Below are 13,982 nucleotides of genomic sequence, written 5' to 3'. Positions count from 1 at the left end.
TGATCATCCGGGCAACCGGGCAAATACAAGGATCAGATTGTTGGCGGGCATCTCGATGATCTCAGCCAGCCGAAGGCCGACGCCCTGCGCGACGTGCTCCAGATCCTCGACATCGCGCACGCCCCAGTCAGGATTACCCTCGCGCAGGCTGGTGTCGAACACGGCGTTGCTCACGGCCGTATGTTTGCCGCCGCGCTTGAACGGGCCATAGATAAAGAGACGCCCGTCCGGCCGCAGATATCTTGCTGCGCCCGCGATCAAACCTTCGGCGACGGGCCAGGGTGCGATGTGAACGACATTGGCGCAGAACACCGCGAGCAGAGCATCCGGCCCGCTACCGTTCTCCATCTCCGGACACCATGTGGGATCCAAGAGATTGATCCGCAGCGGCGGTCTGACATTCGTCAATTGCGCATGGGTGCGCCAGGCGGCGATGCTTTTGAGATGGGCGTCATTGAGATCGCTCGGCCACCAGGTGATGTCGGGCGTTTGTCCAGCGAAGTGAATGACATGCTGGCCGGTGCCGCTGCCAACTTCCACAACGTCGCCGCAAGCCTGTTGCAGGAAAGTCGCAAGAACCCGCCAGATCGCCTCGTGGTTGCGATAGAACGCCGCGGCATCGAGCCGGCCATCATCTTCCACGCGCCGGCCATCCCGACCGAACTCGACCACATATTCCGCCATCAGGCCCTCACTGCTGCGGGCAGTATCCCGAACTTGCGTTCACGAACAAGAGAAGAAAGAGGTCGTCCAAATGCAGCCAAATGGGTTAATATTCTGACGAATACACGATCTGAAGAAGGATCGACCACGCAGAATTGGTGCGCCCATGATCTTCCGCCAGCTGTTTGACAGTGTGTCCGGCACATATAGCTACCTGCTTGCCAGCCGCCACGGCGGCGAGGCGCTGATCCTCGATCCTGTCCTGGAAAAGGTCGATCGCTATTGCCAGTTGCTGCGCGAGCTCGACCTGAAGCTCGTGAAGGCGGTCGATACGCATCTCCATGCGGACCACGTCACCGGCCTTGCCGAACTGCGCGATCGCACCCATTGCGTCACCATCATGGGCGACCAGAGCAAGGCCGACGTCGTCGCCATGCGTGTCAGCGACGGCGACAAGGTGACGATCGAAGGCGTCGAGCTCGACGTGATGTATACGCCCGGCCACACCGATGACTCCTACAGCTATCTGATGGGCGACCGCGTCTTCACCGGCGACACGCTGCTGATCCGTGGCACCGGCCGTACCGATTTCCAGAACGGCAGCGCGCGGGCGCAATATGATTCACTGTTCAACCGCCTGCTCAAGCTGCCGGACGAGACGATGGTATTCCCTGCGCACGACTACAAGGGGGACTCCGTCAGCACCATCGGCGAAGAGAAGCGCTACAATCCGCGGCTGCAGGTGAAGTCCGTGGAGGACTACATCGAGCTGATGGGCAAGCTCAACCTGCCGAACCCGAAGCTGATGGATGTGGTGATCCCGGCCAATATGAAAGTCGGGCTGAAGCCGGACGCGCTGAAGAAGCAAGGCCTGGCGCTGTCTCCGCGGGAGGCCATTGCTCATCTCGGCGATCCCGCCATCCTGCTGGTTGATCTGCGCGAGAGCAGCGAACGCGCCAAGCACGGCGTGCTCGCTGGCGCGCTGCATGCGCCCTACCCGTCGATATCGGACAGCCTCAAGCCCGGCGGCATGTTGCGGGAGGTCGCCACTGCCACCAAGCGCCGCATCGTGTTCTTCTGTGCCTTTGGGGAACGTTCGGCCATGGCGGTCAATGCCGCGAAGGATGCGGGGATCGACAATGCCGCACATCTGGACGGCGGCATCGATGCGTGGAAGAAAGCTGGCGGCCCGGTGTTGGCCGCATGATATAGCGAGCAAGGCGGACCAACCCGCCACTCGACAGGGGGAGGATGACAATGGCGTCGACACGATCGGCTGCGCCAATGCTGCTGGCAATGGTGTTCGCGTTTTCCCTGCAATCGGCTTCCGCACAGACCGCAGCACAGCCCCCCGCGCCAACATCTGCCGGCGCCGTCGACCCAGCGTTGATGCAAGACCTCGTGGTGGCGAACCGCGTCCTCACCGACCTCAACGTGATCGACGGCTTCGGCCATGTCAGCATGCGCCACCCGACCGATCCCAATCGCTACCTGATGGGGCGCTCCGTGGCTCCGGCGCTGGTCACGGTCGACGACATCATGGAATACGACCTCGACTCCAATCCGGTCGATGCGAAGGGACGCGCCAGTTTCCTCGAACGCTTCATCCACGGCGAAATCTACAAGGCGCGGCCCGACGTCAAAGCCATCGTCCACACGCATTCGCCTGGGATCATCCCCTTCAGCGTCAGCAGCACGCAGTTACGGCCAGTGTTCCACCTCGGCGCCTTCCTTTTCCCTGACGTGCCGGTATTCGAGATTCGCGACAGCGCCGGCATGAGCAACATGCTGGTCAGTAACACGCAGCTGGGCAAGGCGCTGGCCAGTACGCTCGGTGACCGCAGCGTGGCACTGATGCGGGGCCATGGCAGTGTCGTCGTGGCGAGCACAATTCCGATGGCAGTGTTTCGCGCCCATTACAGCAACGTCAATGCGCAGCTGCAGTCGCAGGCGCTCGCGCTTGGCGGATCCGTGAGCTATCTGCTGGGCGAGGAAAGCCAGAAAACGCTGGCTGTGATCGACCAGATCCATGGCCGGGCCTGGGATCTGTGGAAGCGCGCAACGCTGGAAAAGATGACGCCCAAATAACGACGCCGCATCAGGCCTCGTGAACCCGTACCTCGATGTCGTCATAGCCTTTGACGCGATAGACGATCACCGAGATCATCCAGCTCAGGATGAAAATCGCGATGATGAGATAGCCGAGCGCGCCGAAATTCTCGTTCAGCGCTTCGATGCCGTCCCAGAAGCTACCTGACAGATCGAGCTTGCGGCCAATCAGGCCGAGCGCCTCGACGCCGCCGATCACCAGCGCCACGATCACCGACACCAGCGTGATGATCATGTTGTAATACAGCTTGCGGATCGGCTTCACGAAAGCCCAGCCATAGGCGCGCACCATCAGCACCGAATCGGTCGCATCGACCAGTGACATTCCCGCCGTGAACAGTGCGGGAAACACGAGAATCGACCACATCGACATGCCATCGGCGCTTTGCGAGGCTGAGATGCCCAGCAGTGCGATCTCGGTCGCTGTATCGAAGCCGAGGCCGAACAGGATGCCGAGCGGATACATGTGCCAGCTCTTCGAGATCACGGCGAAGACCGAACGCAGCATGCGGCCGATGACGCCGCGCTGCGAAAGCAAAACATTGAGATCTTCATCGATGAATCGCTCACCGCGCTTCACTGCCTTGAACAGCCGATACACCGATACGAGAATGAAGATATTGGCCACTGCCACGATCAGCAGGAAGAAAGCCGAGACGCTCGTGCCGATCAGGCCGCCGATTTCCTTGAAGTCCGCGAATTTCTCCTGCAGTGCCGACACTGCGAGCGCCACGAAGATGGATGCCACGACGACCACAGTGGAGTGACCGAGCGAGAAAAACAGGCCCACGGACAGCGGCCGCTTGCCGGACTGCATGAGCTTGCGCGTCACATTATCGATGGCTGCAATGTGGTCGGCGTCAACGGCGTGGCGCAGGCCGAAGGTATAGGCGAGCAGCGCGGTGCCCAGCAGAACCGGCTGGTCGCGGAAGGCGATCAGGGCCCATATCCAGGCCAGCACATTGGCCGGGATCAGAATGGCGTAGATGGCGATGATGCGGCCGCGCAGGTTGTCGGCGCCATCGTTGAACAGTGTGCGGATCATGGAGATTCTTGCAGTCCGGATTACCACCGGATTGTCTCAGGAAGGCCTGACGGACGCAACCTGGCCTCATTCGCGTCGAATTCGCCGCATTTCCGGCACAAAGCGATTAACTGCAGCGGCCAGTTAGGTGGCAGCAGGGGTGCCGCTTCCTATATCTACGTGATAAGAATGACACAGAGTTCGCTGCGCGCCGATCGCGCGGCCTAACCCGAGGCGTTGATGGACACCGAACAGGAACAGAAGACACCCGCAGAACTGAAGGAAATCCGGCTCGCCCGCAAGGCGGCGCAGGAAGCCGAAGGCGTGAAGGCGATGGCCGACATTGCGGCCGCCGATGTCGCCATCCGCAAGCGGACCGAGGAACTGCGCGCGCTTCGCCTTGCCAGAGAAGCCGAAGAACTGGCCAACCCGCCCGAACCCAAACCGAAAGCTACCAGAAAAAAGAAAACGAGCTGATGTCAACTGACGACAAAGCGACGAAATCCGAACGCGACGCCGCGGCCAAAGCGGTACTCGACAACATGGCCCGACTGAAGGCCATGCGCCTTGCCCGCGAAGCGGTATCGCCCCCCGCGCCGGCCAAGAAGAAGACCGCAACGAAATCGGGCAAGACGTCTTCGAGCAAGACATCGTCAAGCAAATCGACGGAAAAAGCACAGGCCCTGGCAGCGTGGCTCGCCGATCAGCGCAGCGGCGGCCGCAGGACCTGACTATCGCAGGACCTGCTTTCGCAGGGTCTGATCTATCTCAGGCCGCGCTCGGCGCAGGCCATTCGATCATGGTACGGGTCTTGGTCGCAGAATCGTAGACCTGGATCTGAAGCATCTGAAACTGGTTCTTCAGCTTCATGCCGGCTTCTTCCGCGGCTTCGACCGTATCGTGATGGGATTTGAAATGGCCATCCACCACCAGTGAATAACCTTCGGTCGGCGCCCTGTCGGCGCGAATGAATTTGCGCGCCTGCGGTTCGTCGAGCTCTAACTTCGGTTTTTTCATCGTCACTCCAGAACAAGATTCGCCCGATTTCAAAGCGGGCAGGATTCGCCCCCGTTTACACGGTCATGCGGAAAAACACAGGGCAATTGCGGGATTACGGCAATATCTGCTTCAATCACGGTCAGAATGAGGTCAACACAAGCAATCCGGCGGGGAAAATGATGAGCGGACGAGTGGGCGGAGCCCGCGACGACAAACCGGCCAAGGACGACAAGCAAAAACCCGTCCCCACGCCGCCGCGGCCTGACGACGACGACGAAGACGGCGATATCGCCACACCGAAACGCGATCGCGACGACGAAGATATCTAGCTGTGCGAAGGCATCGCTACATAAGACATCGGCGCGCCACGACTGACGCGCCGATAAATTTCAGATAGCGACGAGTCGTTAAGCTGCCTTGAGGCCGACATCCGGCAGCATCGGACGGTGACGCAGCGCCTTGGTCATGATCCCCTCCACTTCCGCCTTTTCATGCGGCAGCAGCGCCAGACGTGGCGGCCGGGTCAGTGCGGTACCGCGGCCCATGATGTTTTCGCACAGCTTGATGCACTGGACGAGATCCGGGCGCGCATCGAGATGCAGCAGCGGCATGAACCACTCATAGATCGCCATCGCCTCTTGGAGTCGTCCGGCCTTGGCCAGACGGAACAGCGTCTCGCCCTCGCGCGGGAACGCATTGGACATGCCGGACACCCAGCCGACTGCGCCCATCGCCACGCTCTCAACGATCACGTCGTCGAGGCCGGCGAACAACACGAAGCGGTCGCCGACCATATTGCGCGTGTCGATGAAGCGGCGTGTATCGCCTGACGAATCCTTGAAGCAGACGACCGTGTCGACATCGGCCAGCGTGGCGAGAATGTCGGGGGTGACATCGTTCTTGTAGATCGGCGGGTTGTTATAGAGCATCACCGGCAGATCGGTGGCGGTGGCGACCGAACGGAAGTGCGCGGCAGTCTCGTGCGGCTTGGACGAATAGACCAAAGCGGGCATCACCATGATGCCATCGATGCCGACGCGCGCGGCTTCCTTGGCGGTATCCACGGCAAAGGCCGTGGTGAATTCGGCGACACCGCAGAGCACGGGCACGCGGCCCTTCGCGACCGACTTGGCCGCTTCCATGATCGCGATCTTTTCCTTGCGCTCGAGCGAGGTGTTCTCGCCGACTGAGCCGCAGATGATCAGGCCGGACACACCGTCACGGATCAGGCCGTCCATGACCTTCGCGGTGGCGTCGATGTCGAGCGACAGATCGTCATGGAATTGCGTGGTGACAGCCGGGAAGACGCCTTCCCAGGAAATGCGGGGACTCATGGCAAAACTCCGTGTGATGCCGGCGCGCATAGCGCGCCGGCTGATGAGGATGATGGGCGAGAATTAGAGGATCAGATCGTCGCGCCGACCTTGCGCAGCTCGGCAAGCACAGGCGCTTTCGGCAGCCAGATCTTGTCGAATTCGGCAATGACGGCTTCGGTATCCTTGACGGCCACCTGACGCACGGGCACCGACGTGCCCTTGAAGTTCTCGATCAGCGCCGGCTCACCAGCGGCCAATTCGTCGATCTGCGCATCGAGCGTCGATTTGACAGCCTTGGTGATCAGTTCCCTGTCGGCGGCGGGCAGCGACTGCCAGACGCGGCCGGACACGACCGCGGCCATCGGCATGAAGACGGCATTCATCTGCAGGATCGACTTCGACACCTTGTCGAAGCGCTGGTTCCAGGAGAATTCCAGATCGGCTTCAAGACCATCGACCTGGCCGTTCGACATGGCGTCGAACACCTGCGGCGTCGGAATCGGCGTCGGTGCGGCGCCGAGCGATGAGTAGAAGTCGCGATAGACCGGCGTCGGATTGATACGCAGCTTCATGCCCTTGATGTCAGCGAGCGTGTTGAGATCCCTGACCGCGAAGACCGCGCGCATGCCGGTGATGCCCCACCCGAGGCCAATGGTGCCGGTTTCCGCAGGAAGCACGTCGAACAGTTTGACGGCCGCCGGATGACGCACGAATTTCGCCACGGCTGGCGTGGAGCGCACGATATAGGGCGCGTTGATCGCCGCGATATGCGGCACGCGCGAACCGAGTTCGGCAGCCTGGATGAAGCCCATATCGAGCGCGCCGGTCTGCAACTGCTGCATCATCGCTGCTTCGTTGCCGAGCTGGCCGGAGTGAAACACCGTCATGGTGAGACGGCCCTTGGTCTCTTCCTTGAGCTGATCGGCGAGCTTCAGCGCAGCCTTGTTCCAGGAATGGCCGTTCGGCGTGATCAGGCCGAGACGCAGCTCCTTGGCCTGCGCCAATGCGAGCGACGGCGCAAACACCGAAGCAGCTGCCGATGCGGCGAGGAAGCGACGACGTGAGATGGTCATGACGGAGGCTCCTTGATGGGTATGGGGCTTACTTGATGAGGGCGAGAGACAGATACGGATAGAGCGAGAGCAGCACCAACAGGATGCAGGAGATGAAGAAGAACGGCAGCGTCACCATGAACATCTTGCCGGGCTTGGCGCCTGTGACGGCGGCGGCAACGAAGAAACAGAGTCCGACCGGCGGCGACAGCAATCCGAGCACGAGATTGATCACGACGACTACGCCGAAGTGACGCGGGTCGATGTGGTAGATCTCGGTCGCCACCGGCAGCAGGATCGGCACGGTCATGATCAGGCCGGGCACGCCGTCGATCACCGTGCCGATGACCAGCAGGATGACATTGCAGATCAGCATGAAGCTGATCGGATCCTTGGCAACGGTCTGGATCCAGGCTGCGGTCTCCTGCGGCACTTTGCCGAAGATCAGAACCCAGGAAAACACGGCGGCAGCGGCAACGAGAAACAGCACGATCGCCGAATAGATGCCCGAGCGCAGCATCATTTGCGGCAGTTGCGACCACTCGAATTCCTTGGTCCAGTATTTGCCGACAACAGCAGCGGCGACAGCGCCGACGGCAGCCGATTCCGTTGCGTTCGCCAGACCGCCGAGGATGGAGCCGACGATGACGATGGGAATCAAAAGGGTCGGCGAGGTGCGCAGGATGGTCATCACACGCTGTTTCGGCGTCTGATAGTCCGCACGCGGATAGTTGTAGACGTAGCCCATCAGCGCGATGACGACACAAAACATCACCGTGAGGATGACACCGGGAATGATGCCCGCGATCAACATGTCGCTGACCGACACCTGCGCCAACACGCTGTAGACCACGAACATCACCGAGGGCGGAATGATAGGGCCGAGCATGCCGCCATAGGCGGTGAGGCCGGCCGCGAAGGTCTTGTCGTAGCCCTTCTTCTCCATCTCCGGGACCATGATCTGCGCCATGATCGCGACCTGCGCGGTCGCCGAGCCGAGAATGGAGGAGATGAACATGTTGGCGAGAATGTTGACGTAAGCCAGTCCGCCCTTCAGTGAGCCGACAAAGGCCATCGCCATGTCGACGATGCGCTTGGTGATGCCGCCGCCATTCATAATCTCGCCGATCAGGATAAACAGCGGGATCGCGATCAGACCGTAGCTGTCGACGCCGCCGAACAGTTGCAGCGGATAGGACTGGAACAGCACCGGATTGCCGGACGCCATGATGTAGACGAAGCCGGCGAGGCAAAGGCAAAGACCGATCGGCACGCCGACCAGCATGATCACCGTGAATGCGGCGAAGGTGATCATATTAGTTCACCCCGTCGAGTTCGGAGAGCTGGAAGCCTTTCGGCGGCACCTTGGCGACGAGGCCGAGGTCCTCGAGCAGATTCGCAATGCCATGGATGGTGATCGACACCGCGAAAATGGGCAGTGTCAGATAGAGGACCCATGTCGGCCAGTTCAGCGTCTGGGTGCGCTCGGTGTAGAGAAAATTGAAGGTCTGGCCCGCGAACTTCTTCGCGTCGAAGCCTGCTTGCGCAAGGCCGATCGGGTCCATCCAGAGCATGCAGGTGACGATCAGGCCGACACCGAACACGATCACCGTGCTCGTGGCGATAATCTTGAAGATCTGCTGGCTTCTGGCCGACAGACGTTCGGTCATCATGGTGACCGCAAAGTCGAGCCGCAGGCGGGTCATCGCGGAGGCGCCGATGAAGGTCAGCCAGACCACCGAATACACCGCCGACTCATCGATCCAGTAGATCGGGAAGTGCGAATAGCGGGTGACGACATTCACCAGGATCAGCGCCGTCAGCAGATACATCAGGCCCATCAGAGCCAGCCGCTCGAAGGCCAGCAGCCCGGCGGACGCCACCAGGATGACCCGGCGGGCCCCGATGGCCGGGGCCGTCGACATCGTCTGGTCACTCATAAACTGCCCCCGCTGTCACGATTGTGATATGATTTTTGGATCGTATAATTTATACAATTTCCCTGTCAAACGCTGATTTGCACAAATTCGCGCCTTGAGGAGTTTTTGTGCGGCAGCGAAGACGGGACGAGATCTGAGATCAATCCGGCCGAAATCCAGAGAAAAGGCTCGATAAATCAATGAGCGCGCCGCTAAAGCACCGCACCCTGTCGGCTATGATCGCGGATCAACTCCGCCAGGCCATCCTCGACGGCACCCACCCGGCCGGCGCGCAGTTGCGCCAGGACGCCTTGGGCGAGGCCTATGGCGTCAGCCGGATTCCGGTGCGGGAAGCCCTGTTTCAGCTTGAGGCCGAAGGGCTGGTGAAGATCGTCCCGCAGAAGGGCGCCATCGTCTCGGAACTGTCGCTCGACGAAATCAACGACGTGTTCGATCTCCGGGTCATCCTCGAGCCACGGATGCTGGCGCAGTCCGCGCCGCATTTTGTCGACAACGACTTCGCTGCACTCGACGACATCCAGCACCGCTTCGAGAAGGCGATTGCCGCCGGCAATATCAGCGAATGGGGACAGCTCAACGCCGATTTCCACATGGCGATGTATGTCCGGGCGCGGCAGCCGCGCACACAGACGATCGTGATGGCGCTGCTGCAAACCAGCGACCGCTACACGCGCATGCAACTCTCGACCACCACCGCGATGGGCATCGCTGAGAAAGAACACGCCGAACTCATCGCGCTGTGCCGCAGCCAGAAGATCGATGACGCCTGCCGTTTCCTTGAACGTCACATCGAGTCGGTGCGCGCAGACCTTTTGCGCGTGATCGGCCGCACCATTCCGAAGAGCGGCGCGGCATAGACGCGCCGCTCGAATCGCGCTGATCGCGGTCTATGCGAGCTCTTGCTCCACCAGCCCGGCGAGATAGCTCGCACCGATCGGCAGCAGATCGTCGTTGAAATCGTAGCCGGGATTGTGAACGGGCACGCCGCCCTTGTCGGCGGTGCGCTGCCCGAACATCAGATAGGCACCACGGTTGCGTTCGAGCATGAACGCGAAATCTTCACCGGCAAGAATTGGATTGCCTTCGCGCAGCACCTCGGTAACGCCCGGCACCGCCGCCGCGGCTTCTGCCGCGCGCACCGTCTCGTCGGCCGTGTTGATGGTGGCCGGATAGGCGTGGCGATACTCGATCTCCGCCATGCCGCCGCAGGCTTGCGCGGTCAGCGTCACCGCGCGCATGAACAACTCCTCGACGCGTTCGCGCACCTCGGGCTTCAGCGTGCGCACCGAGCCACGCAATTCCACCGTCTCGGGAAGCACGATATCCGAGGTACCGCCATGGATCTGGCCGATGCTGATGATGGCGGATTCCAGTGCATCGACCTGACGGGACGGAATCGCGTTCAGCGCATTCACCACCTGCGCAGCCATGGCCACCGTATCGATACCCTGATGCGGATGCGCGCCGTGGGACGAGCGGCCACGCAGCGTCACCTTGAAATAGTCGATCGCCGCCAGCGCCGTGCCGGTCAGCGCCTTGACCGTACCGAGCGGCATGTCCGGGCTGTTGTGGATCGCATAGATGGAATCGCAGGGGAAACGCTCGAACAACCCGTCGTCCATCATCGCCTTGGCGCCAGCGAGCCCTTCCTCGGCCGGCTGAAAGATCAGATGCACCGTGCCGGCGAAATTGCGCGTCTCGGCAAGATATTTCGCAGCACCAAGCAACATCGTGGTGTGACCGTCATGGCCGCACGCATGCATGCGGCCAGGATTCTGCGAGCGATATTCGACACCATCGCCCTCCTCCATCGGCAGCGCGTCCATATCCGCACGCAATCCAATGGCCCGGTTGCTGCCGGCAGCCTGGTGACGGCCGCGGATCACGCCCACCACACCGGTGCCGCCGAAACCGCGATGCACCTCGATACCCCATTCGGACAATCGCTCCGCGACCAGCGCACTGGTGCGCTCTTCCTCGAAGCCAATCTCCGGATGTGCATGGAAATCCCTGCGCCATGCGGTCATTTCCGGGTGCAATTGGTCGAGACGTTCGCGCGGGGTCATATGCTCTCACCTTTGGACTTGTCCTGCCCATAGGCTAGCCCGGTGATCATGCCCTCGCAACCAACCGGCCGCACACGCTGCGCGCCCCACTTACTTCGGCGCTGACCCGTGGTGACACCAAGCAGTTGAGATTAGCGGCTGCGAGATTCGCGCCACCACATGATCGACATCGTGATCGATCGGCCTGCCTGTGAATGCTGAGCGTTCTGGAAAATGGCACGCCATTCAGAATACGACGGCGCCCCCTTATGCTGTTGAAACAGATACATAATTCGATTGAACACCTCATGCGCCCCCGCATGCGCTCAAATGGACAGCAGCCACTCTCGTTTGGGGAAGAAGTGTCGCGGCGCTCGCAGTCACCACCGACAGCGCGGGCATTCTGATTATCTTGCAAGAGAGAGTCACCGATAACGAATTGCAGCTGTCGGATGGGAGGCCTATGCTGAGCCTATAACCACGCAGCCGCCCATCGCACGGCGAGAGTCTGCAGACAAAGACCTTACGATGGATGGCTTGCATTTTGCCCCGGAGGTCACGCCATGACCATTGCTCCCACACTCCAGAAATACCTGGCCGCTGAAAACATCCAATACGAGGTGATCCCGCACGAACTCCGCATGACGTCGTCCGGCACGGCTGAGGCATGCCACATCTCGGGCGATCGCCTCGCCAAGGGCATCGTGTTGCGGCGCGACGGCGAATATATACTGGCCGTCTTGCCCGCATCGCATCACCTCCGCCTGTCGGACCTGAGGACATCACTCGGCGACAATGTCCACATGGCCGATGAAACCGAGATCCATCAGCTGTTCCGCGACTGCGCACACGGTGCAGTTCCTGCCGTCGGTAAATGCTACGGGCTGGATATCATCGTCGACGACAGCATCCAGGCGCAGCCGGAGGTCTATCTGGAAGCTGGCGATCACGAGACGCTGCTTCATATGGGTCACGCGCAGTTTGCGCGCCTGATAGCCAACGCGCAGCACGGGCGCTTTAGCGCGCATGACTGAGGATTAGTCCGGCGATCCGCGGCGACCGTCGCGGTCCCGAATGGAAAGATCGTGCCGCTGCTTAATTGTCGCCGCAGCGGTGCGACGCCTCCTTACGTCTCATGCCCTGCATCGAAATCGTCTTCGAAACGCAAATGCTTGACGCTGCGGCCGCGGCGCCGCACAAGCTTCAAGGCCTCCACCCCGATCCTGATATGCCTTTCGACATAGTTCGCGGTCACCTCCTGATCCGACGCTTCGGTCTTCACACCCTCGGGAATCATTGGCTGATCGGACACGAGAAGCAGTGCGCCAGTCGAAATGTGATTGGCAAATCCCGCAGCAAAGATTGTTGCGGTCTCCATGTCGATCGCCATGCTCCGTGTACGACGCAATATATCCCTGAAGCGATCATCATGTTCCCAGACACGACGATTGGTCGTGTACACGGTACCGGTCCAATAGTCGTGACCGAGATCGCGGATCATGGTCGACACCGCGCGTTGCAACTGGAACGCGGGCAACGCAGGAACCTCCGGGGGCAAGTAATCATTTGAGGTGCCTTCGCCCCGAATAGCCGCAATCGGTAGAACCAAATCGCCAATTTTATTTTTGCGTTTCAACCCACCGCATTTGCCGAGAAATAACACGGCTTTCGGCGCGATGGCACTTAACAGATCCATCACGGTTGCAGCATTCGGGCTTCCCATGCCGAAGTTAATCAGAGTGATACCGTCGGCAGTCGCATTGGGCATCGGTCGATCTGCGCCCTTTACTAAACTGCCATACGCCGTGGCGAACCATTCGACGTAGTTGTCGAAGTTGGTCAAGAGAACATACTCTCCGAACTCAGCAAGCGGCGTGCCGGTGTAACGCGGCAACCAGTTTTCTACGATATCCTTTTTCTCTTTCATTCCCAATGATCTCGTCCGGAGGTGTGCAACACCGCCGCCTGCCAAACTAGTGGATAGGACCGCTCCCTGTCCAATGAGACACTCTTGGATTATTTGGGTTCCATTAATCCACTTGCAACCGTGGATGGTCCGGGCCTTGCGTCGAATGCGCGCTGTTCAGGAGGGTGGATTGCAACAGCGGCCGCGTTTGTCCGGTCTGATCGCGCAGGAATGATGTTTTCTTCTGCGACCTCGCACGTAATTGATTGTATAGTTGGAGGACATGGAGGGAGGCGAGACATACTGCATTGCATCAATTCACCTGAACTCTAGGAACGGAGGTTCGCCATGAAAGTCAAAGAGGTGATGCACAAAGGTGTCGACTGGGTCAGCCCCGATACCCCTGTCACCGAACTCGCGAAATTGATGCGGGGGCATGACATTGGCTGCGTTCCGGTTGGCGAGGACGACCGCCTGATTGGGATGGTGACCGACCGCGACATTGTCTGCAAAGGGCTCGCGAGGAACAGCTTCGATGCCGGCCGCGCGACGGCGCGCGATGTGATGACCGAAGGTATCCATTGTTGCCGGGAGGACGACGATCTCGCAAAGGCAATACATCACATGGAGAAACTGCGGGTCCGCAGGCTGCCGGTGATCAACAAGAGTAAACGGATGGTCGGTATCGTCAGTCTGGGCGACGTCAGCCATTCTGCGTCAGGTGATTTGTTGTCCGAATGCGTCAAGAGCGTTTCGGCCCATCACTGAAACACGGCCAGCGCTCCTCTTGCGATCCGGCGGAGGGGCGCGGCCAGTCGGCACGATCGTCGAACAGTTCGATGACAGAACTTTGCTCATCGAGCCGCGATGAAGAAGGTCGTGCCTACGCGGTCGCGCCATTGTTTGGAGACGAAGCAAGGGCGTGGAT

17 protein-coding genes are annotated in these 13,982 nt (G+C 60.4%); 8 read left to right on the top strand and 9 right to left on the bottom strand.

The features are described 5' to 3' along the window. Positions 1 to 3 precede the first annotated feature (3 nt). Positions 4 to 684, bottom strand: coding sequence for a DUF938 domain-containing protein (locus tag HP556_RS22585; protein ID WP_175368609.1), 681 nt, complete (start codon positions 682 to 684; stop codon positions 4 to 6). Positions 685 to 829: 145 nt separating this feature from the next. Here HP556_RS22585 and HP556_RS22580 point away from each other — a divergent pair, with 145 nt between their 5' ends. Next, positions 830 to 1,870 (top strand): MBL fold metallo-hydrolase, encoded by a 1,041-nt coding sequence (locus tag HP556_RS22580; RefSeq protein WP_175368608.1) that lies wholly within the window; start codon positions 830 to 832, stop codon positions 1,868 to 1,870. A gap of 50 nt (positions 1,871 to 1,920) precedes the next feature. Further along, positions 1,921 to 2,751 (top strand): class II aldolase/adducin family protein, encoded by an 831-nt coding sequence (locus HP556_RS22575; RefSeq protein WP_246297867.1) that lies wholly within the window; start codon positions 1,921 to 1,923, stop codon positions 2,749 to 2,751. A 10-nt stretch (positions 2,752 to 2,761) separates the two neighbouring features. On the opposite strand, the gene HP556_RS22570 is transcribed toward HP556_RS22575, so the two are convergent. Next, a complete protein-coding gene (locus HP556_RS22570) occupies positions 2,762 to 3,817 on the bottom strand; it encodes a HoxN/HupN/NixA family nickel/cobalt transporter (protein WP_175368607.1) in 1,056 nt (351 codons plus the stop codon). A 219-nt stretch (positions 3,818 to 4,036) separates the two neighbouring features. On the opposite strand from HP556_RS22570, the gene HP556_RS22565 reads away from it, so the two are divergent. Further along, positions 4,037 to 4,273, top strand: a complete 237-nt coding sequence (locus tag HP556_RS22565) for a hypothetical protein (RefSeq protein ID WP_068732887.1) — start codon at positions 4,037 to 4,039, stop codon at positions 4,271 to 4,273. Beyond that, on the top strand, positions 4,273 to 4,527 hold the full coding sequence (locus HP556_RS22560) for a hypothetical protein (protein ID WP_175368606.1): 255 nt from the start codon (positions 4,273 to 4,275) through the stop codon (positions 4,525 to 4,527). Before HP556_RS22565 ends, HP556_RS22560 begins: the two co-directional genes overlap by 1 nt. A gap of 37 nt (positions 4,528 to 4,564) precedes the next feature. On the opposite strand, the gene HP556_RS22555 is transcribed toward HP556_RS22560, so the two are convergent. Next, complete coding sequence (locus HP556_RS22555) at positions 4,565 to 4,813, bottom strand: hypothetical protein (RefSeq protein ID WP_068732883.1); 249 nt, start codon at positions 4,811 to 4,813, stop codon at positions 4,565 to 4,567. Positions 4,814 to 4,974: 161 nt separating this feature from the next. Between HP556_RS22555 and HP556_RS22550 the strand changes: the two genes are divergently transcribed. Beyond that, positions 4,975 to 5,124 carry a hypothetical protein gene (locus HP556_RS22550; protein WP_175368528.1) on the top strand — a complete coding sequence of 50 codons (150 nt, stop codon included), beginning with the start codon at positions 4,975 to 4,977 and terminating at the stop codon, positions 5,122 to 5,124. 78 nt (positions 5,125 to 5,202) lie between these two features. Here the strand turns inward: HP556_RS22550 and HP556_RS22545 are convergent, their stop codons facing one another. The 4 genes from HP556_RS22545 to HP556_RS22530 form a co-directional block, all read right to left on the bottom strand. After that, the gene (locus HP556_RS22545) at positions 5,203 to 6,129 is read right to left on the bottom strand and encodes a dihydrodipicolinate synthase family protein (protein WP_175368605.1); all 927 of its coding nucleotides are present in this window, start codon (positions 6,127 to 6,129) and stop codon (positions 5,203 to 5,205) included. A 71-nt stretch (positions 6,130 to 6,200) separates the two neighbouring features. Continuing rightward, positions 6,201 to 7,184, bottom strand: a complete 984-nt coding sequence (locus tag HP556_RS22540) for a TRAP transporter substrate-binding protein (protein WP_175368604.1) — start codon at positions 7,182 to 7,184, stop codon at positions 6,201 to 6,203. Positions 7,185 to 7,212: 28 nt separating this feature from the next. Then, positions 7,213 to 8,478 (bottom strand): TRAP transporter large permease, encoded by a 1,266-nt coding sequence (locus HP556_RS22535; protein ID WP_093759765.1) that lies wholly within the window; start codon positions 8,476 to 8,478, stop codon positions 7,213 to 7,215. Position 8,479: 1 nt separating this feature from the next. After that, positions 8,480 to 9,103, bottom strand: coding sequence for a TRAP transporter small permease (locus tag HP556_RS22530; protein WP_120288274.1), 624 nt, complete (start codon positions 9,101 to 9,103; stop codon positions 8,480 to 8,482). 179 nt (positions 9,104 to 9,282) lie between these two features. Between HP556_RS22530 and HP556_RS22525 the strand changes: the two genes are divergently transcribed. After that, positions 9,283 to 9,960: a GntR family transcriptional regulator gene (locus HP556_RS22525; protein WP_089262746.1), complete on the top strand. Its 678-nt coding sequence runs from the start codon at positions 9,283 to 9,285 to the stop codon at positions 9,958 to 9,960. A 30-nt stretch (positions 9,961 to 9,990) separates the two neighbouring features. Here the strand turns inward: HP556_RS22525 and HP556_RS22520 are convergent, their stop codons facing one another. Further along, the gene (locus tag HP556_RS22520; RefSeq protein WP_175368603.1) at positions 9,991 to 11,169 is read right to left on the bottom strand and encodes a M20 aminoacylase family protein; all 1,179 of its coding nucleotides are present in this window, start codon (positions 11,167 to 11,169) and stop codon (positions 9,991 to 9,993) included. 542 nt (positions 11,170 to 11,711) lie between these two features. On the opposite strand from HP556_RS22520, the gene HP556_RS22515 reads away from it, so the two are divergent. Further along, positions 11,712 to 12,182 (top strand): aminoacyl-tRNA deacylase, encoded by a 471-nt coding sequence (locus tag HP556_RS22515; protein ID WP_175368602.1) that lies wholly within the window; start codon positions 11,712 to 11,714, stop codon positions 12,180 to 12,182. A gap of 92 nt (positions 12,183 to 12,274) precedes the next feature. Here the strand turns inward: HP556_RS22515 and HP556_RS22510 are convergent, their stop codons facing one another. Further along, positions 12,275 to 13,075, bottom strand: coding sequence for an AMP nucleosidase (locus tag HP556_RS22510; RefSeq protein ID WP_089262752.1), 801 nt, complete (start codon positions 13,073 to 13,075; stop codon positions 12,275 to 12,277). Between the two features lie 327 nt (positions 13,076 to 13,402). Between HP556_RS22510 and HP556_RS22505 the strand changes: the two genes are divergently transcribed. Beyond that, positions 13,403 to 13,822, top strand: a complete 420-nt coding sequence (locus tag HP556_RS22505) for a CBS domain-containing protein (RefSeq protein WP_120288271.1) — start codon at positions 13,403 to 13,405, stop codon at positions 13,820 to 13,822. Positions 13,823 to 13,982 lie beyond the last annotated feature (160 nt).

It is taken from the genome of Tardiphaga robiniae (assembly GCF_013359755.1).
Taxonomy (GTDB): domain Bacteria; phylum Pseudomonadota; class Alphaproteobacteria; order Rhizobiales; family Xanthobacteraceae; genus Tardiphaga; species Tardiphaga robiniae.
This window is presented reverse-complemented; position numbering and strand designations above follow the sequence as displayed.